The sequence below is a fragment of the Adlercreutzia agrestimuris genome, assembly GCF_943193125.1.
Taxonomy (GTDB): domain Bacteria; phylum Actinomycetota; class Coriobacteriia; order Coriobacteriales; family Eggerthellaceae; genus Xiamenia; species Xiamenia agrestimuris.
The window spans coordinates 761,618-782,008 of sequence record NZ_CALPCX010000001.1 but is presented as its reverse complement, the minus strand read 5'-3'; the positions used below and the strand labels follow the sequence as shown (position 1 = coordinate 782,008).

Here is a 20,391-nt window from a genome sequence, read left to right as displayed (position 1 = left end):
AATTCACCATCTCGACGGCATTGGCAAGCACACTGGCAGTGGGCATAGTGACCTTACGCGAAAGCGAAATTGCTCGAAAGGGGAAATTATGAATCACACCGAGAAAGTCAAGCAAGAGCTTGCCGGAAAGCGCGGACGCATTGAGCTGAGCCGCCGCAACTTCTTCCAAGGAGCGGGCGTCATGGCACTTGGAGCTGCAAGCGCAGGGATGCTTGCCAGCTGTGCTCCGGCCGCCTCAGACGGTGAGTCCGCCATGGCTGAAACTGGCGCTCCTAATGGCGCAAGCGCTGCCGCATCGGGAGCTGCTGCTCCTACTGGCAACGAGGGCAAAACCATGGGTGAAGTGCTCGGCGCAGGCTGGTTGGGCGAAGAACCTGTCATTGAAGACGCAGATTTAGCTGGCACACAAGATGCCGACATCATCGTCTGTGGCGCTGGTCACGCAGGCACCGCATGCGCTCGCCGCGCTGCTGAGCTGGGCGCAAAGGTTATCGTGCTTGAAACCCAGCCTGAAGACACCTTTAGCGCACTGGGCAATGACATTGGACATCTCAACTCATCATGGCAGCTCGACCGCGTTGGTATTCCCGAGTATGACGTTGTTGACTTCATGAATGAGTACCAAATGTATGGTGCCGGCCGCGTGCAACCCACGCTGCTTTCACAATTCGCCAATCGCTCAGGCGAGGCGCTGGACTGGTTCATTGACGGATACACCGAGACCGAAAAAGACGAGCTCGTGCCGCTGAACTGGCCGGTTGTAGATGGCTATAACTACAAGAAGGGTCCTTTCACCTCATATGTTGGCACGTGCCAATTTGCAGGCAGCGTTGGCATGACCGACGCCGTGAAACGCAGCCAAGAAAAAGCCAAAGAAGCTGGCGCTGAGTTTGTATTCGGCACATCAGCTGTTCGTCTCGTCCACAACGAGGACGGCACCGAGGTCACCGGCGTTATTGCCCAAGACGTAAATACCGGCGAATATACCCAATACAATGGCGAAGCAGTTGTACTTGCATGCGGCGACATCGGAAGCAACTCAGCAATGTATAACGCTATCTGCCGCGAGAACTATGAGCTGGGCGAATACAAAGATTGCGCAGCAATGTCTGGTCGCGATGGCTCTGGTATTGCCATGGCAATGCGCATTGGCGCCAAAGTTGAAATTGCAACAGGCGGCGACATGGGCAGCCACGCGTTCATCCCGCTGTCTCCCATGGAAGGCGTGGAGTGCTTGTGGCTCAACAAATACGGCAAGCGCTACTGCAACGAAGCCTTTGGCGGTCCTCTGCTCTCCGGTTGCGCGGGAGCTCGTGAACCAGGCGATCGCGCTTATCTGATCTGGGGCAACGATTGGCAAGAAGTGTTCTTGAACCAGCTCGCTGGCCATCTGGCTCCCAAAGAGTGGGATGAAGAGACCATCGCTAATGTTGCTACCTACATGGAAAATGCCGTGGGCTCTGGTGCGGATGGTGACGACACCTCAGGCAAATTCCTCTACTGCGCAGATACGCTTGAAGAGCTGTGCGACTACATGGGTATGGAAGACGGCGTCAAAGCAAACGCATTAGCAGCCGTGAAGGCTTGGAATGACGCTCATGATGCTGGCAAAGACACCGAGTTTGGTCGTGATCCCGAAACCATGTGGCCGATCGTTGAAGGTCCCTTCTATGGCTACCCCTGCTCAAAGCGTATTGGTGGCGGTTCGTTGGTTGCTACTTCTGGTCTGTTGGTCACCGGGCAGCAGCAGGTACAAGGTCAGGGCTTTGAACCTATCAAGGGCCTCTTTGCTTGCGGCAACACCTCAGGCGGACGCTTCCCGATGGGCTACAACGGCATCATGAACGGCGTTTCAATTGGCATGTGCCTGTGCCTTGGTTACACGCTTGGCGAGTACTTGGCAACCGAAGATATCAATCAATATTGCACCTTAGGTGCTGGCAACGCTGACATTAAGCAATCCGACAAAGGTATGGCCGGTCCTCCTCCTTCAGCTGACGGCGAAGGTGAAGGCGAAGGTGGCGGTGCACCCGCATAAGCCACACTCTCCCTGTGTTGCTCACCGCATTACTTACTCCTCCCCTCCCTCCCTTTTGAATAAGTAGTGCGAAAGCTTGTAGCAGTCTTCTCCTTACAGCGCTGCTACACAAAAAAGCTCCCGTTTTCACGGGAGCTTTTTGGTTTTTGTCCTTTTAACCTGCTTCTACACGCTATGGCTTTTAATAAGACCCATCAGCTCTTCGACACTTTCGCAAAAATGAAACACCTCTAAATCTGCGGCATCCAAAAAGCGCTGCGCCACCATGGCTTTAAGGAGGTCTTTAAAGGGTTCATAGAACCCGCCAATGTTGAGCACATAGCAACGATCAGGACCAAGACCCAAACGCACGCGCGACATGATCTCGGAGATCTCCTCAAGGGTGCCAATGCCGCCCGGAAGTGCCACAAACACATCTCCAAGCTCAATCATGAGCGCCTTTCGTTCGCTCATTGTCTCCACGACAAACAGCGAACTCAAGTCATGTTGCGCCACACCTGCGTCAATAAAGAACTGCGGCTCAACTCCTTCGACAATGCCTCCTGCTTCAAGAGCTGCGCGCGACACGACGCCCATTAGCCCCACCGAGCTTCCTCCGTAGACCAGGGTGTAGCCAGCTTTGGCAATCTCGCGTCCTAAGGCTTGCGCCGCCTCTTCAAAGGCGGCGTTTATGCCAAACGTTGATCCGCAATAAACCGTTATTTTCATGCGCTATCGCTTGATGTTATAAAAAGCCTTCATACCAGCATATACTGCCTGGCTATCAAGCTCTTCTTCAATGCGCAGCAACTGATTGTACTTCGCCACACGGTCCGAACGGCACGGAGCGCCAGTTTTGATTTGACCGGTGTTGCAAGCAACTGACAGGTCAGCAATAGTGGTGTCTTCAGTCTCGCCAGAGCGATGGCTCATAACGCAAGCATATCCTGCCTGCTTTGCCATTTCAATAGCCTCAAGCGTCTCTGTCAAGCTACCAATTTGGTTTACCTTAATGAGGATGGCGTTTGCGCAACCCAGCTCAATACCCTTTGCAAGACGCTTGGAGTTGGTCACAAACAGGTCATCGCCCACGAGCTGCACACGATCTCCGATGCGCTCGGTAAGAGCCTTCCAGCCGTCCCAGTCCTCTTCTGCCATGCCATCTTCAATGGAGATAATCGGGTACTTGTTTACCAACGCCTCCCAGTAATCAACCATTTCATCACTGGTGAGCTCGCGACCTTCGCCAGCCAAAATGTATTTCTGCTTGTCAGCATCATAGAACTCCGTAGAGGCGGGGTCCATAGCAAACATAATGTCTGAACCAGGCTTATAACCTGCGGCTTCGCACGCCTTAACAATGTACTCAAGCGGCTCTTCGTTGGTCTTGAAGTTCGGAGCGAAACCACCTTCGTCACCAACACCTCCGCCTAAGCCGGCATCATGGAGAACCTTTTTCAGGGTGTGGTAAATCTCAGCACACCAACGTAGTGCTTCAGCGAAAGACTCAGCACCAACTGGCATGATCATGAATTCCTGGAAGTCAACGTTGTTGTCTGCATGCACGCCACCGTTGAGAATGTTCATCATGGGTGTCGGCAACAAGTGAGCATTAGCGCCACCTACATATTTATACAGCGAAAGCTCAGCTGACTCAGCAGCAGCTTTTGCCGTTGCAAGAGATGCGCCCAAAATAGCATTCGCGCCCAGTTTGCCTTTGTTCTCGGTGCCGTCGGTGGCAATCATCAGCTCGTCAATGGCGCGCTGATCCTCTGCTTCCATGCCTACGAGCACGTCTGCAATTTCCGTGTTGACGTGAGCAACCGCATCCAAAGTGCCTTTACCCAGGTAGCGAGACTTGTCGCCATCGCGAAGCTCAACCGCTTCAAACGCGCCTGTTGAAGCACCTGAAGGAACAGCAGCGCGGCCAAATGCGCCATCCTCCAAAACTACCTCAACCTCAACGGTTGGATTTCCGCGAGAGTCCAAAACTTCGCGACCATACACGTCAATAATGATGCTCATGAATGCCTCCTCATGAAGGAATGATGTTTACCATGTCGGTTATCATATCACGGCAAGACATATTCCAAGGCCGCCTCTCGGCGTTTACCATACACGCCCCATGTTTGTGGTGCGTAAGATATTTGCACAAGCACACCTTCATCAGACGCAAAAAGGGCGGCGCCCTCAGCACCGCCCGTTCGCTTGCGTTCTCTTATGCCACAATAAACCGATCCATTTTGAGGACAACGCCCTCACTCATTCAGCTTATGTGAACAAAAGCCGAGTTTTGGAACGCACAAAGCTTCAACTGGCCAATTGAAACTCGATTGATAAAACTAATCAGCTTGCCTAACAAGCAGATTACTTCTCCAAGCGAGCTTCTGACTCAGCCTCAATATCCATTGAAATGCCCTGAGCAGCCTCAAAAGTATAAGCAGCCTCTGCAGCATCGGCAGCCTTCTGCTCGTCTTTCATGGCGTCAAAATCGTCTACTGAAGCTTCTGCTTCTGCTACAACTTCTTGCTCAATACGACGAAGGTCGTCAGCAGCAATAGCGTTTAGCTCAGCCTCTTTAGCAGCATCATATTTCTCAGTCATCATGCGCTCCTTCCAGCGAGGTACTACAATTTCATACATATATCGCCCATATGCAGCTAGTTAACTGTGCCCGAGCTGCATCCGGGTGCACATTCATTGTAGTTTCGAGTGCTTTCAGACACGACCACCGCAACCTGACGGTATTTCAACACCTTATCAACCGACTCAAGGTTAACAAGATCCCTCAGCAATCAATATCAGATCATGTTTGCGTATATGACCTGATCAGAAGAAGATTCCAAGCGCGAAACAGAGCGCTAAACCCAATCCTAAAATGATGCCGTTCTGTAAGGTAAAAGCCTGTGACTCAAGCGAAGTTCGGGGTTGAGGCGAAAGCCCATAACAGCGAGCATCCATGGCAAGCGAAAGCCGATCAGCGTGACGAAACAGCCCAACAAATAAAGGAATCATAATGGTGAGCCACGCACGCATGCGAACAACAAGACCACCGCTTTCCAGTGCAGCACCACGAGATAATTGCGCTCGTTTCAATGTCTCTAATTCTTCGGAAAACACTGGAATAAAGCGCAAAGCTAAGGTAAGCGTCATTGCAATATCGTCAACAGGCACATGTAGCACACGAAGCGGTGCAAGCAATTGCGACAAGCCAAGGGTAAGTGCCGTATCAGTAGTGGTATAGGTCACTACTAAAGAAGCAACCACAAGCAGCATAATCCGAGACGCGTACAAACACCCGCGATTGAGTCCTTCCCCCGTAAAAACCATTGTGTCGCCAGCAAAGGAATACGCGTTAAAAAAGACCGTAAACAGCAAGAGCAGGTATAAAGGAACAAGACCAGAAAAGATCTTTCCAGGCGAAACCTTTGATCCCGCCACGCACACTCCTAAGATCACAGCGCACAAGCCAATTCCAAACCAGTTTGTCACTACAAACAGCGTAATGCTATACGAAAGGAGCAGCACAAGTTTTACGCGTGTATCAACGCGACCCACTCTTGTCTGGTTTACCCTGTTCACGTTCGCAAACATCCGATTGTAGTTACTCCTTAGTCAAGGCGCCGTGTACAAAGAAAGGCTCGCTGCATGCGAGCCTTTCATAATAAGTCACGATGTCAAGATAAGCTTATTCGGGCTTATCCTTTTCCTCGTTCTCAGCAGCAGCTGCCTCAGCCTCTTCAGCCTTTGCCTCTTCTGCCTTGAACTCCTCTTCGCGAACTTCTTCAGCATGCTCGGCAACAACGGCTTCGTTTTCCTTGGCCTCTTCTGCCTTCTGCTCGCCTTCAGCCTCTTTGGTCTCTTCAACCTTTTCGACCTTCTTCGGCGTGGTCTTCTTGGTAGCCTTCTTAGCAGCAGGCTTTGCAGCCTCTTTCTTAGCTACCGGCTCAGTAACAAGCTCCATGATAACCATGGAAGCGTTGTCACCTTTGCGGTTACCAAGCTTCATGATGCGGGTATAGCCACCCTGGCGTTCAGAGAACATACCCTGGCTTACCTTCTCAAAGATCTCGCGAACGAGCTCTTTGTCACCCGTTGCTGCAATAGCAAGGCGACGAGAGTGAAGGTCACCCTTCTTTGCCCAGGTGATAATCTTGTCAACGTCAGGACGAATCTCCTTGGCGCGAGACTCAACCGTCTTAATACGGTCGTTGAGGAACAGGGCGTTCACCAGGCTCTTTTTCATTGCCTTGGTGTGGGCGAAATCAGTTCCCAGCTTGCGGCCCTTGTAGTTGTGTCGCATAACGTACTCTCCTATAGTTTCAAATTGAGATCCATGGAAATGAGCTTATCCTTCACTTCCTCAATGGACTTCGCACCAAAGTTTCTGATGTTCAGCAAGTCGTTCTCAGAGAACTCAACCAGCTGGCGTACAGAATGAATGCCTGCACGCTTCAAGCAGTTGTAAGAGCGAACGGAAAGATCCAGATCCTCAATCTGCTTGTCCAGCTCTGCATTGGACTCAAGATCCTCTTCAGCAAAGATGGACTGTACTTCAACGTTCTCATCGCCAGCAGTATCTGACAGCGAAAGGAACGCACCCATGTACTGGTTGATGATATTTGCTGCACGACATACTGCTTCTTTCGGTGCAATGCTGCCGTCAGTTTCCACTTCAAGCACAAGCTTGTCGTAGTCAGTACGCTGTCCAACACGCGTGTCGGCAACGTTGAGCGTACAACGGCGAACCGGAGAGAACAGTGAGTCAACATGAATGACTCCGATAGGATCTTCGGTGCGCTTGTTGCGCTCAGCGGACACATAGCCGCGTCCTACACCAATACGAATGGTCATATCCAGTTGGCCGCCATCGGCAACCGTGGCAATCACATGCTCAGGATTGACCAGCGTAAACTCGGTAGGAATGTCAAGATCAGCGCCTGTTACGGTGCAAGGACCCTCGGCTGATACATGAGCCGTCTTCTCCTCAACCTCATCATTGAGCGCCGAGAAGACAAGTCCCTTCACGTTTAACACGATATCAGTAATGTCTTCGATAACGCCTTCAGCGGTAGTGAACTCATGTTGTACGCCTTCAATTTGGATAGCAGTTGCTTTTGCGCCATCCAAAGACGACAACAATACCCTACGCATGCAGTTACCGAGCGTAAAACCGTAGCCACGCTCAAGCGGCTCCACGATAAAACGCGCGACAGTATCGTTGACTTCTTCCGTTGTTACAGTAGGCCTCATGAACTCTGTCATGCGAGATTAGCCTCCTTACTAGGTCGCGATTACTACTTGGAGTAAAGCTCTACGATGAGCTGCTCGCGAATGTCCAGATCGATTTGATCACGCTGCGGAAGAGCAAGTACGCTGCCCTGAAGCTTTTCGATATCCACCTCAAGCCAAGCAGGAACCTGCACGCGCTCATTGCTGATAAGCGCGCTCTTGATAACCAGCATGTCCTTTGCCTTGGGAGCAACTGCTACCAAATCACCAGGACGAACACGGTAAGACGGAATGTCTACACGATGACCATTAACTGTGATGTGGCCATGGCGAACCTGCTGACGAGCCTCTGCGCGAGACTTCGCAAAGCCGAGACGATAAACCACATTGTCAAGACGGCTTTCCAGAATACGAAGCAAGTTCTCACCGGTAACGCCCTTTTGGCGGTTAGCCATGTCATAGTAATGACGGAACTGCTTCTCCAATACGCCATAGATACGCTTGGTCTTCTGCTTCTCACGTAACTGCTGGCGGTATTCACTTTCCTTAACGCGCTTCTTGCCGGCCTCACCGGGCGCGTAGCTGCGGCGCTCGAGTGCGCACTTCTCCGTGTAGCAGCGGTCGCCCTTCAAGAACAACTTCGCTCCCTCACGACGGCACAGACGGCAGTCCGCTCCTGTATAACGAGCCATAATTCATTGATCCTTTCAGTTACACGCGACGACGCTTGCGCGGACGGCAACCGTTGTGCGGAATAGGTGTGCAATCCTGAATGCTTGCAATTTCAAGACCGGTTGCTTGAAGCGAGCGAATAGCCGTCTCGCGACCGCTACCAGGTCCCTTTACGAACACAGCAACCTTGCGAAGGCCATGCTCCATTGCAGTTTTAGCAGCAGCTTCAGCAGCCATCTGAGCAGCGAACGGCGTGGACTTACGAGAGCCCTTAAAGCCAACGGTGCCAGCGGATTGCCACGAAATCACGTTACCCTGAGGATCGGTGATGCTTACGATAGTGTTGTTGAACGTAGACTTGATGTGAGCTGCGCCCACGGCGATGTTCTTACGCTCGGAGCGCTTAATGCGCGTACGTACGTTTTTCTTAGCCATGAAACTCCCTCACTACTTCTTCTTGCCGCCGATTTGCTTACGTGGACCTTTGCGGGTGCGAGCATTAGTATGCGTGCGCTGGCCGCGAACAGGTAAACCACGACGATGGCGCAGGCCACGATAGCAACCGATTTCCATGAGGCGTTTCACGTTTTGAGAAACCTCACGATGCAAGTCACCCTCAACCTTGAGGTTGTTCTGGATGTAATCGCGAAGCTTCGTCAAATCATCTTCTGAGAGGTCCTTTACGCGGATGTCCGGGTTTACACCGGTCTCAGCTAAAACCTGCTTAGAAGTAGTTAGGCCAATGCCGTAAATGTAGGTCAAGGCGATCTCAATGCGCTTGTCGCGAGGAAGATCGACACCAACAAGACGTGCCATAAATATCTAACCCTTTCCTAGCCCTGACGCTGCTTATGGCGCGGGTTCTCGCAAATAACGAGCACCTTGCCATGGCGTCGAATGATCTTGCACTTGTCGCACATTTTCTTGACCGAAGGACGTACCTTCATATCATTTTCCTTTCGGTTATGCGTTTACCTCTATCTTCACACCCAGCCGCAGGTGAGAATTTTTGCTGTTAGACGCTGATGTTCTTGGCGAATAATCTTGGTAAGTCTTACGCGACTCCACCACCCAAAAGATCACGCTTGCAAAGTAACCCGTACATAAAACCTGCACAGGTCGTTCACATTACATGCGCAATTTTTCGGTTATTTGAAGCGATATGTGATACGACCACGATTCAAGTCGTACACAGAAAGTTCAACCGTGACTTTGTCTCCTGGCAAGATTTTGATGTAGTGCATACGCATCTTTCCAGAAATATGAGCCAATATCTTGTGCCCATTTTCGAGTTCTACCCTAAACATTGCGTTCGGGAGAGCCTCAAGGACAGTTCCCTCAAGCTCAATAACGTCTTCTTTTGCCAACGGTTATCCTCCAAGCAAATCGAACATTTTGCAGCAATAGTAGATATTACCAAAGATTGGAGGAATGTTTCAAGGAGAATTTTGGGGACACGAAATCCTAACAAACCGAATGGTTTGGTTTTCGCACCTGCATGTCAGGCTTGCGGTCTTACAGCCGCGCAGTTTGCCACAACGAACACATGCTCTGGGTGTTCTAGCAACCGCCAGGTATTTGCGCGCTTGCGCTACCGCCTTGTCGGCATATCGAAACGAAGACACACCAGTAATTATCACTCGTGTTAAAGACTTCGATTACTGAATTAACTATTGTAATGGTTTCGCGTAACAGGTCAAGCAATTGAATAAGACTTATAAAGCGAATTGTTTTTCGCACGAGCACATACAAGAAAATGCAGCACCTCTGCGTGCGCTTCAAAGAATTCAATTGTTAAAAGGGAAAAGAGAATTGGCTGGGGTACCAGGATTCGAACCTAGATAGCTGGTACCAAAAACCAGAGTCCTGCCGTTGGACGATACCCCAGCAAAAGCGAATCCTGATGAAAAAGTGGTGGGCCGTGAGGGAATCGAACCCGCGACCTTGGGATTAAAAGTCCCCTGCTCTACCAACTGAGCTAACGGCCCACTTTACGCATCACCTGAACACGCGAACACTTATTGTAGCCGCGTTGTGCCTTGGGGTCAACGTAAATATTGCGTAAAACGTTGCAAATTGGCAGCAAGCGCACAAACGCTCAACAATTGGTGAGTGCAAGGATTACAATAACGGTCACAAAAGCAGGTAATAATGCGATGTTGCAACGCAGGCGATCTTACGCGCAGGCAATTATGTAGCACAGCAGCATTTCGCAAAGTGTATGGGTTTTTGTCTTTCACGAGGAAGGTTCGCTATGTGGTGTTCAAAGATTTTGGTAGCCTACGACGGTTCTTATGCCTCAAAAAAGGCGCTTAATCTTGCTTTTCAGATTGCAGAACAAGACCCAACTATCACGCTTGTACTCACGCATGTTCTCCGCATTGTCTCAGCACCGGCAGCAGGTATTGGCGCTAGCGCTATTGTCATTGAGGACGCCGAGCCGATTCGCCTTGAATTGGAAGCGTATGCTGCGCGTGCGAAGAATCTCTCTACCGTAAAGCTTCTCAAAGGAACTTTTGCCGCTGATCTCATTGTTGAATGCGCAAAAGAACAAGGATGCGACCTCATTGTTATGGGAAGCCGTGGTCGAGGCGGTGTGAAAGGCTATTTGGGTTCAGTAAGCTATGCCGTTACCAAAAACTCTCCTGTCACGGTTCTTATTGCCAAGGATGATGATTAAACCTCATGGACGACCCCCTACCAAGTGCGCCAAAACCGCTTAAGCCCCCGAAAGAAAAACTCTGGACACGCGACTTTGTTCTAGGCACACTTACCAATTTCGTCATATCAGCAAACTACTTTATGCTCATGGTGGTAATGACTGCTTACGCCATGACGGTCTACCAAGCCCCTGCATCACTTGCAGCATTTTGCGCAAGTGTCTTCATTATAGGCACCCTTGTTGCACGATTTACCAGCGCTCTTTTGCTTGAGCGCATTCCTCTTAAAACGCTTCTTGTGGTCGGAACGCTTCTGGAAACAACGCTGACTGCGCTTTATTTTCTTCACGGCGCACTCGGGCTGCTCATCGTTGTACGCTTCGCCCACGGCTTTGCCTTTGGTACCTGTTCTACGGTGGTCACTACACTTGTCACCAGCATGGTGCCTATCGAGCGCAAAGGCGAAGGCATTGGTTATTTCATGCTCTCAGTCACACTCGGTGCAGCCATAGGGCCGTTTACAGGCATCTTCATCTCAAACAACTTGGGATATCCCCTTTTGTTTGCAGCTGCAACTGTTGCGGCAGGTATCTCCTTGCCATTAGCCTTGGCCATACGCGCCCCTCGCGCTACCTCGAACACAACCCTGAAACGCGATTTCGTACAAACCGAGCAAGCTGTCGTCGACGATGTTGCAGCTGACCTTGTCCCTCACTCCGTAGAGGCCACGCGCGAACTGCGTGTAGGCGAAGCACCAGCTGTCACACGGAAGAGCCCAGGTCAACAAAGCTTAGCAAGCAAGTTCATTGAGGTTGGGGTGCTCCCTATTTCGTTTGTGGCCTGTCTTATCTTTTTTGGGTATTCAAGCCTGCTCACTTTTTTGACACCCTACGCAACCGAGCTTGGCCTTGCGCAGGCAGCAAGCGTCTTTTTTATCGTCTATGCCATCAGCATGTTCATAACGCGCCCCTTCACGGGCAAAGCATTCGACCGTAAAGGGGCTACTCCTGTTATGATGCCAGCATTCTTCGCCTTTTCTGGCGGCATACTTGTTCTTGCCTTCGCAAGCAATGACTGGATGATTCTGGGCTCCGCATTACTTCTCGGTTTTGGCGTAGGCACCATACAATCATGCGGCCTTGCCGTAGCTGTCCGCAAAACAGCAGATGAGAGGCTCAGCAAGGCAAATGCAACTTTTTATATTATGCTTGATCTTGGCGTCGGGATAGGACCGGTGCTACTCGGTGCACTGCAGCCAATCTCTGGCTATCAAGCAATGTATGTGGGCATGAGCGTCTTAGGTATGATTGCGCTGGCTTTATTCCTGGCTATCTGCGGGAACAAACGTATCGCGATCGGGCGCAAATGATTGCATCGCGCAAATAGTGCGCGCGAACAACTCATCAAGCTCCCACCCAAGCATATCGGCACCACTACGAATAACATCGCGGCTCACACCTGCTGCAAAGCGCTTATCCTTGAACTTCTTCTTGAGGGATTTCACCTCAAAGTCCATCACGCTCTTAGAGGGGCGCATCACGATGGCTGCCCCAATAAGTCCTGTCAGCTCTTCTGTGGCGAACAGAATCTTTTCCATCTGCAACTCAGGCTTCGGCAGATCGGTATTAAAGTCAGAAGTGTGCGACTGAATTGCGCGAATGAGCTCAGGAGTACCACCTGCCGCCTCAATAAGCGGCGTGGCATAAAGCGTATGCATCTCAGGTTCGTCGTCGTGTTCTTCCCAGTCGAGATCGTGCAACAGACCTACAATGCCCCAAAACTCTTCATTCTCCGGGTCATATTCGCGCGCGAAATAACGCATCGTCTGCTCAACTGTTTCGCCATGCTCAATGTGGAATGGATCCTGGTTGTGCGCTTGCAGAAGCGCGAAGGCCTCGTCGCGCGACATACCGGCTTCAAGTGCTGCCATGATTTCTCCTCTGTCTCGAACATAATGCGCGGTAAGCAGTGCATCCTTTTGACTTCGTTGCCCGTGTTACCAGGCAAAAGAGACGGCAAAGCTTTCGCGCCCAATAGTTGATTCGTATTGTACTGTATCAAGAGCGAAATTGTAGTCGGTCAAATGTTTGGAATAGATACGCTTGTAAAGCTAAAACGTTATGCCAAGAAGATTAACAAGCAGACCCCAGAACACGCCTGTTGCATAGAGAAGCACGATAACGATAACGTTTTGTACCGGGTGGCGGTTCGTGCGAATGAGCACCAACAAACCAACACCCGCAGACACCAGTAGACCTGAGAGCATAGCGCCCGCCCCAAGGACACCTTCCATATACAACTGCGCAATGACAATACTTGGAGCGCAATTCGGAATGAGGCCGATCAATGCAGCGCCAAATATCGCAAGCGTCTGATTTGAGCTGAGGAAACTGCCGAGCGCATCTTCGCCAACTACTTCTAAAACAGTATTCAAAATCACGGTAATGATGAAGATAAAAATGGTGATTTGAATCGTATGAATTAACGCGCTCTTCAGAATTGGCTTCCATCCAGCATCGTGGTCATGGTCGTGGTGATGATGCTCGTGAGTGCACGTTTGGCAGCAATCATCAGTATGTTCATAGACCAGCTCCGGATGCTCGTGGCACGTCGTGCATCCATCGGTACAGTGGCAGTTGTCCTGGGCACAAATTTCATGAATGCGAAGTTTTTGATTGTCTCGATGCGCCACTCGCAGCATTGCATCTGCCGCAAAACCCATGACCATACCAATCATGATTTTCACGCCGAGAATTTTGAGAATCGTTGCGATAGGCGCCTGTTCAGCAATGAGAATAGGCAGCATTTCGTCCGACGTTGACAGCAAAACCGCAAAAAAGGTACCAAACGTTATGACGCGTCCTGCCCATAACGTAGCTGCCACTGCCGAAAAGCCACACTGAGGAACAACGCCCACAAGAGCGCCAACGATAGGCCCAGCCGCTCCTGTGCGCTTGACGGCCTCTTGTGCTTTGTGCCCCGTTCTGTGCTCGAGCCATTCCATGACCACGTACGTGACAAAGAGAATGGGAATCAAATAAAGAGTATCGGCAACCGAGTGCTCTAATACGTGCTCTGCGATATGTAAGAATTCGTCCATGGTTTGGTATTGTAACCCTCGCCTCCTGTCAGGCTCAAAGCACACACAACTTCGTCGAGAAATGGTAATAAGGGGCGCACGGCTGCAGATCGGCGATGCGGCAGGGCGCCACCCAGCGGCAACCCAGCGGCGGGGCGGCCTGGCACGGTGCCACCCAGCGGCGGGGCGCCACCCAGCGGCGGGGCATCATCCAGCGGTGGGGCGCCCACCCAGCGGCGGGGCGGCCTGACAGTGCGGCGGGGCGACCTGACGGTGCGGCGGGGCGCCACCTCACCAACAGTGGACGAGGTAATGGGCTGGTTTTCATACATTTCCGGCACATCCCGCCAAATTTTCATAAGCTTATGACCTGGGATTATGCAGAGTTTTACCTGGTCAAAGGCTATGGCAGCTTGTGACGGAAATGTATGAAAACTATACATATCGGGCACAAGTGGCAGCACGCCGGACACACCGCGCACGCCGGGCACGCCGCGCACACCACGCACGCCGGGCACGCCGCGCACGCCGGGCACGCCGAGCAGGCCGACAGCAGCCCACACGCGAACGCCTACGCGAACGCAAGTAGCACGCCGGACAACCCGACAGCAGCAAAGAAAATGACCGGCGATTAAGCGCCGGTCATTTCTCCGAGTTTCAATTATGCGGCAATTCGATAGCCGCGTTCAGGGAGCGAGCGTGCCCTCAGGCTTACATCATACCCATTCCGCCGCCGGCACCTGCACCTGCCATTGCAGCAAGCGCTGCCGGATCGGGATCCTTGGGGATCTCGTTAATGGTTGCTTCAGTGATCAGGATCAAAGCAGCAACAGAAGCAGCAGATTGCAAAGCGGTGCGGGTAACCTTTACCGGGTCATTTACACCCATGTCAATCATGTTGCCGTATTCGCCATTAGCGCAGTTCAGACCTTCGCCAGCCTTCATGTTCTTCACATGCTCAACTACGACGCTGCCCTCAAAACCTGCGTTTTGTGCAATAGCGCGAATTGGAGCCTCAACAGCCTTGCGAATAATAGCAATGCCGACCTCTTCGTCAGAGTCAGAAGCTTTAACGCTGTCAAGCGCAGACTGTGCATCCAGAAGTGCAACGCCGCCACCAGCAACGATACCCTCTTCAACAGCAGCACGAGTTGCCTGCAATGCGTCCTCAATACGAGACTTAGTCTCTTTGAGCTCTGACTCAGTTGCAGCGCCAACCTTCAGAACAGCAACGCCGCCAGAGAGCTTAGCAAGACGCTCTTGGAGCTTCTCGCGATCAAAGTCAGAATCAGCACGCTCAAGCTCAGCCTTTACGATGTTGATGCGATCTTCGATAGCTTGCTTGTCGCCAGCGCCGTCAACGATCAAAGCAGAATCCTTGGTTACTTTAACCGTCTTTGCGTGACCGAGCATATCAACGCGAGCGTCAGCCATGGTCATGCCAAAGTCTTTGTCGATAACCTGTGCGCCAGTAACTGCAGCAATGTCTTCCAGGATGCGCTTACGACGATCGCCGAAGCCCGGGGCCTTAATAGCAACGCAGTTAAACGTGCCACGCAGCTTGTTCAGCAAGATGGTGGCAAGTGCTTCACCCTCTACGTCCTCTGCAACCATAAACAGCGGACGGCCAGACTTCATGATCTCCTCAAGCAGCGGAACCATGTCATTGATGTTGGTAACCTTTTGGTCGGTCAGCAAGATATACGGATCATTGAGCACTGCTTCCATGCGCTCCATGTCGGTAGCCATGTACGGTGAAATGTAGCCACGCTCATATTGCATACCCTCAACGATATCCATATCAATACCGAAGGTCTGGCTTTCCTCAACAGAGATTGCGCCGTCTTTACCAACAGCCTCCATTGCCTCAGCAATCTTCTCGCCGATAACAGCGTCACCTGCAGAAATGGTGCCAACGTTTGCAATTTGCTCCTTGGTGGAAACAGGGGTTGCGTCAGCCTTGATAGCCTCAACAACTGCATCCGTTGCCTTCTGGATACCACGGCGAATACCCAAAGCATCTGCACCAGCGGTTACGTTGCGAAGACCCTCAGATACGATAACGTCTGCAAGCAGGGTTGCGGTGGTCGTACCGTCACCAGCAACATCATTGGTCTTAACAGCAACTTCGCGAACAAGCTGAGCACCCATGTTCTCAACCGGATCCTCAAGCACGACTTCCTTTGCTACGGTAACACCGTCGTTGGTGATCAGCGGAGCGCCATATGACTTCTCGAGTGCAACATAGCGACCCTTCGGGCCAAGCGTCACCTTTACGGCGTCAGCCAGCTTGTTTACGCCAGCTGCAAGTGCGCTACGCGCATCTGCCTCAAATTTAATTTCCTTAGCCATGAATATGGCTCCTTTCTAAATAATGCTCACTAATGTGCTGAGCTAAGAGTTTGAGCTGATATATCTCTTAAAGGCTTATGCAAAAACGGCATACAAATCATCAGCGCGAAGAATCAAAACATCTTCGCCGTCCACTGAAATCTCAGTGCCACCAAATTTGCCATAGACAACTTTGTCGCCCACCTTGACGGGAACTGGAACCATGTTGCCATCTTTGTCCATCTTGCCGTCGCCTACTGCCAGAACAATACCGCTCTGGGGCTTTTCCTTCGCCTCACTGGCGATATACAGACCCGATGCCGTTGTCTCTTCGGCTTCGTCCTGCTTGACGATCACGCGGTCTCCCAGAGGTTTCAGGTTCATAGCGCTGCCTTCCTTTCATGTTGTGCCATACGATCAAGGCGATATGCCTTGCGTTAACCACTCAGTTGGTTTGATTGCTAGCACTCAAAGTCTAAGAGTGCTAAACAGCTTTGTTTACTATAACACCCTGCCACTCAAATGCAAGGAAATTCACGGAATCATACGCAAGAGTTTACGGGTGCACACGACATGGATACACATCTGCGCGAAAGCGGGTCGGGATGGGGTTGTGTTTGCGAAAGCGGGTCGGGGTAGGATTGTGTTTGCGAAAGCGGGTCAGGATGGGATTGTGTTTGCGAAAGCGGATCTACGCGAAAGCGGGTCCGGCAAAAGACAGCTTTCACAATTTTAGCGACCGCCGGTTTTAACCAAACCGCTTTCATAAGCGCGAATAACCAGCTGCGCCCTGTCATGCGCATCAACCTTCGCCATAATGCGGGCAAGATGCGTTTTGACTGTTGCTGGCGAGATAAATAACTCAGCACCGATCTCGTCATTTGAAAGACCTCGGGCAACCAGACGCAAGATTTCACGCTCACGATCCGTAAGAGTCTCAAGCCCCTCGCCACGTCGATAACTAAACGACGTATTAGGTCGCGTGGCCACAAAATTCTCGATTAGCCTGCGCGTAATAGACGGCTCAATGAGGGCATCGCCCGCTGCCACCACGCGCACCGCCGCTACAATTTCATCGGGGTCAGCATCCTTTAACAAAAACCCGCTTGCTCCCGCAGCAAGCGCCTCATATACATATTCATCGTGGTCAAACGTTGTCAAAATAAGCACATGCACCGCGTCCAACTCAGGATCTCGTCGAATCTCACGGGTGGCTTCAATCCCATTTTCGTGCGGCATGCGAATATCCATGAGCACCACATCAGGGCGAAGACGCTGTGCCAACGCAACCGCCTCTTTGCCATCGCGCGCTTCCCCTACAACATCAATTCCGTCATAACTCATCAGCACCAGACGAAAACCGCTGCGCACAATATCCTGGTCATCAGCAATAAGGACACGAATATCAGGGCTTGCTTCACTCATGAGTGATCTCCTTTACTGTGCGCGCTTGTTCAGGAATGGGAATAAAAACAGCAACAACAAACCCCGGTGACGCCAATCTCGTTTCGCCATGTGCAGAACCATCCTGCGCAAGTCGAAGCAGTTCATGCGAAGCATGCGCAAGCCCCTCTGGCGCACCCGCATAAAACGAGCCACCAAGCACGCCAACGCGCTCCGCCATACCCGAAATGCCGTGACCTTGACCATCGGCAGAGACCGGCAGCGCCAATCCGGCGCGATTATAGTGCGCCTGTCCTGCATATCCGCGCCCATTATCGCGAACCAAAAGGCCAGCTCCGTAAGTATCTTGCGCCAGCTTAATCAGCGCAAAATCAGCGTGCGAATGGCGAACAATATTAGTGGCGGCTTCGCGCAAAATACCAAACAGCGCCATATCCACATGCGCCGGCACGCTCGCGCGATCATAGTGCGTTGTATCAAGCTCAACGACAATTCCTGCGCTCTCCAAAAAAGACACCACATCTTGCAGACGCTCCGTTGAACCTGTTGGCATCATCTCAGGATTGTCCTCGCCCTGGCGAAGCACGCCAATCATAGATCGAATGTCTTCGAGGGCGGACTTAGAGGTAGAGCGCACCGTTGCAAGCGCCTGACGTGCGGCTTCGGGGTTTTTATCCAACAGACGCTCAGCTGCTGCGGCTTGAATACTCACTGCCGAAAGTGAGTGTGCAGTAATGTCGTGCACCTCACGCGCAATACGCACGCGCTCTTCCTCTACTCGACGTGCCGCTTCTTCCTCGCGCGTCCGCTCCGCTTCTCTTACGCGTTCTTCGGTCTCGTGAACATAGGCTTTGTGAGTTTTATAGGCATACCCCGCAATGGCAGCCGCAATCATGATTGTCGTGTTCTGGAATCGGGTAAAGAAAATAAGACTCGGAGAGCCAAACGGTGTATCAACAAACATAAGGCCCACTACCGCAACAAAAGCTGCCACGATCGTTTGAATGCGCCCCTGCTCAACAGCAATGGTAAACAGTGCTATAGCTGGTCCAATTATACTGAGCGAAAGTCCTGCGTTTTTCGTCTGAAGTACAAGGTAGGCTCCAAAGCACCACAAAAAGACAATCCAGGGTATTTTCCTGCGTACGATTAACGGAACACAGGTCAGCGCTAATGCTAAAAATGCCGCCGTCGTGGGAACGACATTAACCATGCCAAGGTACTGACGAAAAGCAAGATCGGGAACGACAATTGACGAGGCTGTCACCATAAGCTGAATGCAGCCAAACGAAAAAGCTACTGCTGCAATGGTTACATCAATTGCCCAGTCGCGAACAGTCATTTCACGTTTGTTGTAAAAAATGCTCGCGATATTCACGTCTCGCCATCTCTTTTCGTCGTCTCTTGCAGAGCTTAAGCCACGTAGGCTGAACCAAGTGCCCACACCATAGCTGCACTAGTTTCCTGAACTGCTGGCTTCAACTTGACTCTTGCGCTCATTGAGCTTATCCACCAACGCGCGCCCTGTCAGCATGCCAAATGCACCATTTGACGCCAAGCCCTGGCCTCCTTTAGCGGCCGCTGACCCACAGCAATACAATCCCACAATTGCTTGACCAGCAGCATTTTGAACTTGCCCCGTGTCATCGGTTACTACTCCACCGTGCGTCACACAGCGAACGGGAATTTGCTTAAAAGCATAATAAGGCGCCTCAAGCGAAACCCACTGCGATGTTCTGCCAAGTGAATCCTTCTTGTCATCAACCATCTTTTCGTATGCTTCAAACGTCTTCTCAAGCTGCTCAGAAGGAATATTGCACCCGCTTGCCAAAGCAGATAGATCATCATATGGCCCATAGGTTCGCGTTTTATAACTGCTGACAACCTGCGCAACACTTCGCGACTGGCTTCCCTCCGAAAGCGCGTTGGTAAAAATAGTCCACCAAAAGCCATCGTAGGCAACCACACAAGCACGTGCCGATGCCGTCATGGTGTCTTCTGGGGCAATGCGTTCTCCGAGCGGGCTTACATCAAGCGTCGGGCCAAAAAGGCCCCATGCTGCAACAGCGGGCACATCGGAAGTCAAAACGATAGCATTATCCATACCCGATAGCTGACCGCCAACTCCTTCGCACAGCAGTTGACCTTGACCGTCACTTGCCACGGTATAACATCCAACACGCACCCAATCTGGCGCGTAGGCATTCACCAAAGCCTGGCTGCTGACAAATCCGCCCGTTGCCATGACTACATAAGCTGCGCGGATATCCTTAATATCACCTTGATCTGCGGAAACAAACCGTGCTCCGCATATCTCTCCTTTATTGTTGCTAATGAGTGCACAGCAGGTATAACCCGTCTGAAACACCGCGCCAAGCGACGTTAACGTATCACGCAACGGACCAAGAACGCTTACCATATCTCCAATGCCATTTTTGGGAAGCAAGATTCCTTCATTGACGCCATCGTCGCTATAGGTTTTTGGATCGGCAAACACCGATGCACAATCATCCGCTAACACATCAGCCCATTCGCCACTGGCCTCAAAAAGCTTGCGGGCGAAATCAAGCTCGGAATAGTTCTCACGTTCAAGCTGGGCTTTGCGTTTATCCCACAGTTGAGAAGCTGTAGCTTTGATGCCGGCTTTTTCTTGCGTTTTGCTTCCAGCCACATACATGATGCCATCAGACTCATAGCTGTCTCCGCCAAGCTTATCTTGCTTCTCGCAGAGTGTCACCTGATACCCTGCCTGCAATAGCGGCAAGGCACACGACAAACCGGTGACACCTGTTCCTATGATAAGCACATCTGTTGTTGAGTTAAATGACACCTCTGGCTGATCAGCAACACCAAAAGTCTCTTGAGACGATACATCTGAATCCGTCTCTTCTTCAACAACCGTAGAAGGCGTACAGCCGCTCAAAAGCGTCGGCGTTGCGCATGCTGCCGCCGAAAGCCCAACTAACTTAAAAAATGCTCTGCGCTCCATAACGCCT

General features: G+C 51.4%; 22 protein-coding genes and 2 tRNA genes. 4 read left to right on the top strand and 20 right to left on the bottom strand.

Annotated elements, in window-relative coordinates:
• Positions 1-88 precede the first annotated feature (88 nt).
• Positions 89-2,038, top strand: a complete 1,950-nt coding sequence (locus tag NFR28_RS03090) for an FAD-binding protein (protein WP_251178358.1) — start codon at positions 89-91, stop codon at positions 2,036-2,038.
• Between the two features lie 165 nt (positions 2,039-2,203).
• Here the strand turns inward: NFR28_RS03090 and NFR28_RS03085 are convergent, their stop codons facing one another.
• From NFR28_RS03085 to NFR28_RS03025, 13 genes are all read right to left on the bottom strand, one after another.
• Positions 2,204-2,746 (bottom strand): LOG family protein, encoded by a 543-nt coding sequence (locus tag NFR28_RS03085; RefSeq protein ID WP_251178357.1) that lies wholly within the window; start codon positions 2,744-2,746, stop codon positions 2,204-2,206.
• A gap of 3 nt (positions 2,747-2,749) precedes the next feature.
• Positions 2,750-4,042 (bottom strand): phosphopyruvate hydratase, encoded by a 1,293-nt coding sequence (gene eno, locus NFR28_RS03080; RefSeq protein WP_251178356.1) that lies wholly within the window; start codon positions 4,040-4,042, stop codon positions 2,750-2,752.
• A 342-nt stretch (positions 4,043-4,384) separates the two neighbouring features.
• Positions 4,385-4,624: a hypothetical protein gene (locus NFR28_RS03075; RefSeq protein WP_251178355.1), complete on the bottom strand. Its 240-nt coding sequence runs from the start codon at positions 4,622-4,624 to the stop codon at positions 4,385-4,387.
• Positions 4,625-4,846: 222 nt separating this feature from the next.
• Positions 4,847-5,611 (bottom strand): energy-coupling factor transporter transmembrane component T family protein, encoded by a 765-nt coding sequence (locus NFR28_RS03070; protein WP_251178354.1) that lies wholly within the window; start codon positions 5,609-5,611, stop codon positions 4,847-4,849.
• Between the two features lie 94 nt (positions 5,612-5,705).
• Positions 5,706-6,320: a 50S ribosomal protein L17 gene (rplQ, locus tag NFR28_RS08905; protein ID WP_338025897.1), complete on the bottom strand. Its 615-nt coding sequence runs from the start codon at positions 6,318-6,320 to the stop codon at positions 5,706-5,708.
• An 11-nt stretch (positions 6,321-6,331) separates the two neighbouring features.
• Positions 6,332-7,282, bottom strand: a complete 951-nt coding sequence (locus tag NFR28_RS03060) for a DNA-directed RNA polymerase subunit alpha (protein WP_251178353.1) — start codon at positions 7,280-7,282, stop codon at positions 6,332-6,334.
• Between the two features lie 32 nt (positions 7,283-7,314).
• Positions 7,315-7,941: a 30S ribosomal protein S4 gene (gene rpsD / locus NFR28_RS03055; RefSeq protein ID WP_251178352.1), complete on the bottom strand. Its 627-nt coding sequence runs from the start codon at positions 7,939-7,941 to the stop codon at positions 7,315-7,317.
• Positions 7,942-7,960: 19 nt separating this feature from the next.
• The gene (rpsK, locus tag NFR28_RS03050) at positions 7,961-8,356 is read right to left on the bottom strand and encodes a 30S ribosomal protein S11 (protein ID WP_251178351.1); all 396 of its coding nucleotides are present in this window, start codon (positions 8,354-8,356) and stop codon (positions 7,961-7,963) included.
• A gap of 12 nt (positions 8,357-8,368) precedes the next feature.
• A complete protein-coding gene (gene rpsM / locus NFR28_RS03045; protein WP_251178350.1) occupies positions 8,369-8,737 on the bottom strand; it encodes a 30S ribosomal protein S13 in 369 nt (122 codons plus the stop codon).
• A gap of 17 nt (positions 8,738-8,754) precedes the next feature.
• Positions 8,755-8,868 (bottom strand): 50S ribosomal protein L36, encoded by a 114-nt coding sequence (gene rpmJ / locus NFR28_RS03040; RefSeq protein WP_006363204.1) that lies wholly within the window; start codon positions 8,866-8,868, stop codon positions 8,755-8,757.
• Between the two features lie 201 nt (positions 8,869-9,069).
• Positions 9,070-9,288, bottom strand: coding sequence for a translation initiation factor IF-1 (gene infA, locus NFR28_RS03035; RefSeq protein WP_120361101.1), 219 nt, complete (start codon positions 9,286-9,288; stop codon positions 9,070-9,072).
• 446 nt (positions 9,289-9,734) lie between these two features.
• A tRNA-Gln gene (locus tag NFR28_RS03030) sits at positions 9,735-9,808 on the bottom strand.
• A gap of 25 nt (positions 9,809-9,833) precedes the next feature.
• Positions 9,834-9,909: transfer RNA gene (locus NFR28_RS03025), tRNA-Lys, on the bottom strand.
• A gap of 266 nt (positions 9,910-10,175) precedes the next feature.
• On the opposite strand from NFR28_RS03025, the gene NFR28_RS03020 reads away from it, so the two are divergent.
• Positions 10,176-10,601: a universal stress protein gene (locus NFR28_RS03020; RefSeq protein ID WP_251178349.1), complete on the top strand. Its 426-nt coding sequence runs from the start codon at positions 10,176-10,178 to the stop codon at positions 10,599-10,601.
• Between the two features lie 5 nt (positions 10,602-10,606).
• Complete coding sequence (locus tag NFR28_RS03015; protein WP_251178348.1) at positions 10,607-11,950, top strand: MFS transporter; 1,344 nt, start codon at positions 10,607-10,609, stop codon at positions 11,948-11,950.
• Here NFR28_RS03015 and NFR28_RS03010 read toward each other — a convergent pair.
• Together NFR28_RS03010 and NFR28_RS03005 are read right to left on the bottom strand one after the other, a co-directional pair.
• A complete protein-coding gene (locus tag NFR28_RS03010) occupies positions 11,900-12,511 on the bottom strand; it encodes an HD family phosphohydrolase (RefSeq protein WP_251178347.1) in 612 nt (203 codons plus the stop codon). The two genes, NFR28_RS03015 and NFR28_RS03010, sit on opposite strands and share 51 nt — an antisense overlap.
• Positions 12,512-12,691: 180 nt before the next feature.
• The gene (locus NFR28_RS03005; protein ID WP_251178346.1) at positions 12,692-13,681 is read right to left on the bottom strand and encodes a putative manganese transporter; all 990 of its coding nucleotides are present in this window, start codon (positions 13,679-13,681) and stop codon (positions 12,692-12,694) included.
• 407 nt (positions 13,682-14,088) lie between these two features.
• On the opposite strand from NFR28_RS03005, the gene NFR28_RS03000 reads away from it, so the two are divergent.
• Positions 14,089-14,295, top strand: a complete 207-nt coding sequence (locus tag NFR28_RS03000) for a hypothetical protein (RefSeq protein ID WP_251178345.1) — start codon at positions 14,089-14,091, stop codon at positions 14,293-14,295.
• Between the two features lie 76 nt (positions 14,296-14,371).
• Here NFR28_RS03000 and groL read toward each other — a convergent pair whose 3' ends face one another.
• From groL to NFR28_RS02975, 5 genes are all read right to left on the bottom strand, one after another.
• Entirely contained in the window at positions 14,372-16,012 is a 1,641-nt protein-coding gene (groL, locus tag NFR28_RS02995; RefSeq protein ID WP_251178344.1) for a chaperonin GroEL, read from the bottom strand.
• Positions 16,013-16,087: 75 nt separating this feature from the next.
• A complete protein-coding gene (locus tag NFR28_RS02990) occupies positions 16,088-16,375 on the bottom strand; it encodes a co-chaperone GroES (protein ID WP_251178343.1) in 288 nt (95 codons plus the stop codon).
• 348 nt (positions 16,376-16,723) lie between these two features.
• Entirely contained in the window at positions 16,724-17,416 is a 693-nt protein-coding gene (locus tag NFR28_RS02985; RefSeq protein WP_251178342.1) for a response regulator transcription factor, read from the bottom strand.
• Complete coding sequence (locus NFR28_RS02980; protein WP_251178341.1) at positions 17,409-18,773, bottom strand: sensor histidine kinase; 1,365 nt, start codon at positions 18,771-18,773, stop codon at positions 17,409-17,411. The genes NFR28_RS02985 and NFR28_RS02980 overlap by 8 nt, the downstream gene beginning before the upstream one ends.
• 78 nt (positions 18,774-18,851) lie before the next feature.
• Positions 18,852-20,384, bottom strand: a complete 1,533-nt coding sequence (locus tag NFR28_RS02975) for an FAD-dependent oxidoreductase (protein WP_251178340.1) — start codon at positions 20,382-20,384, stop codon at positions 18,852-18,854.
• Positions 20,385-20,391 lie beyond the last annotated feature (7 nt).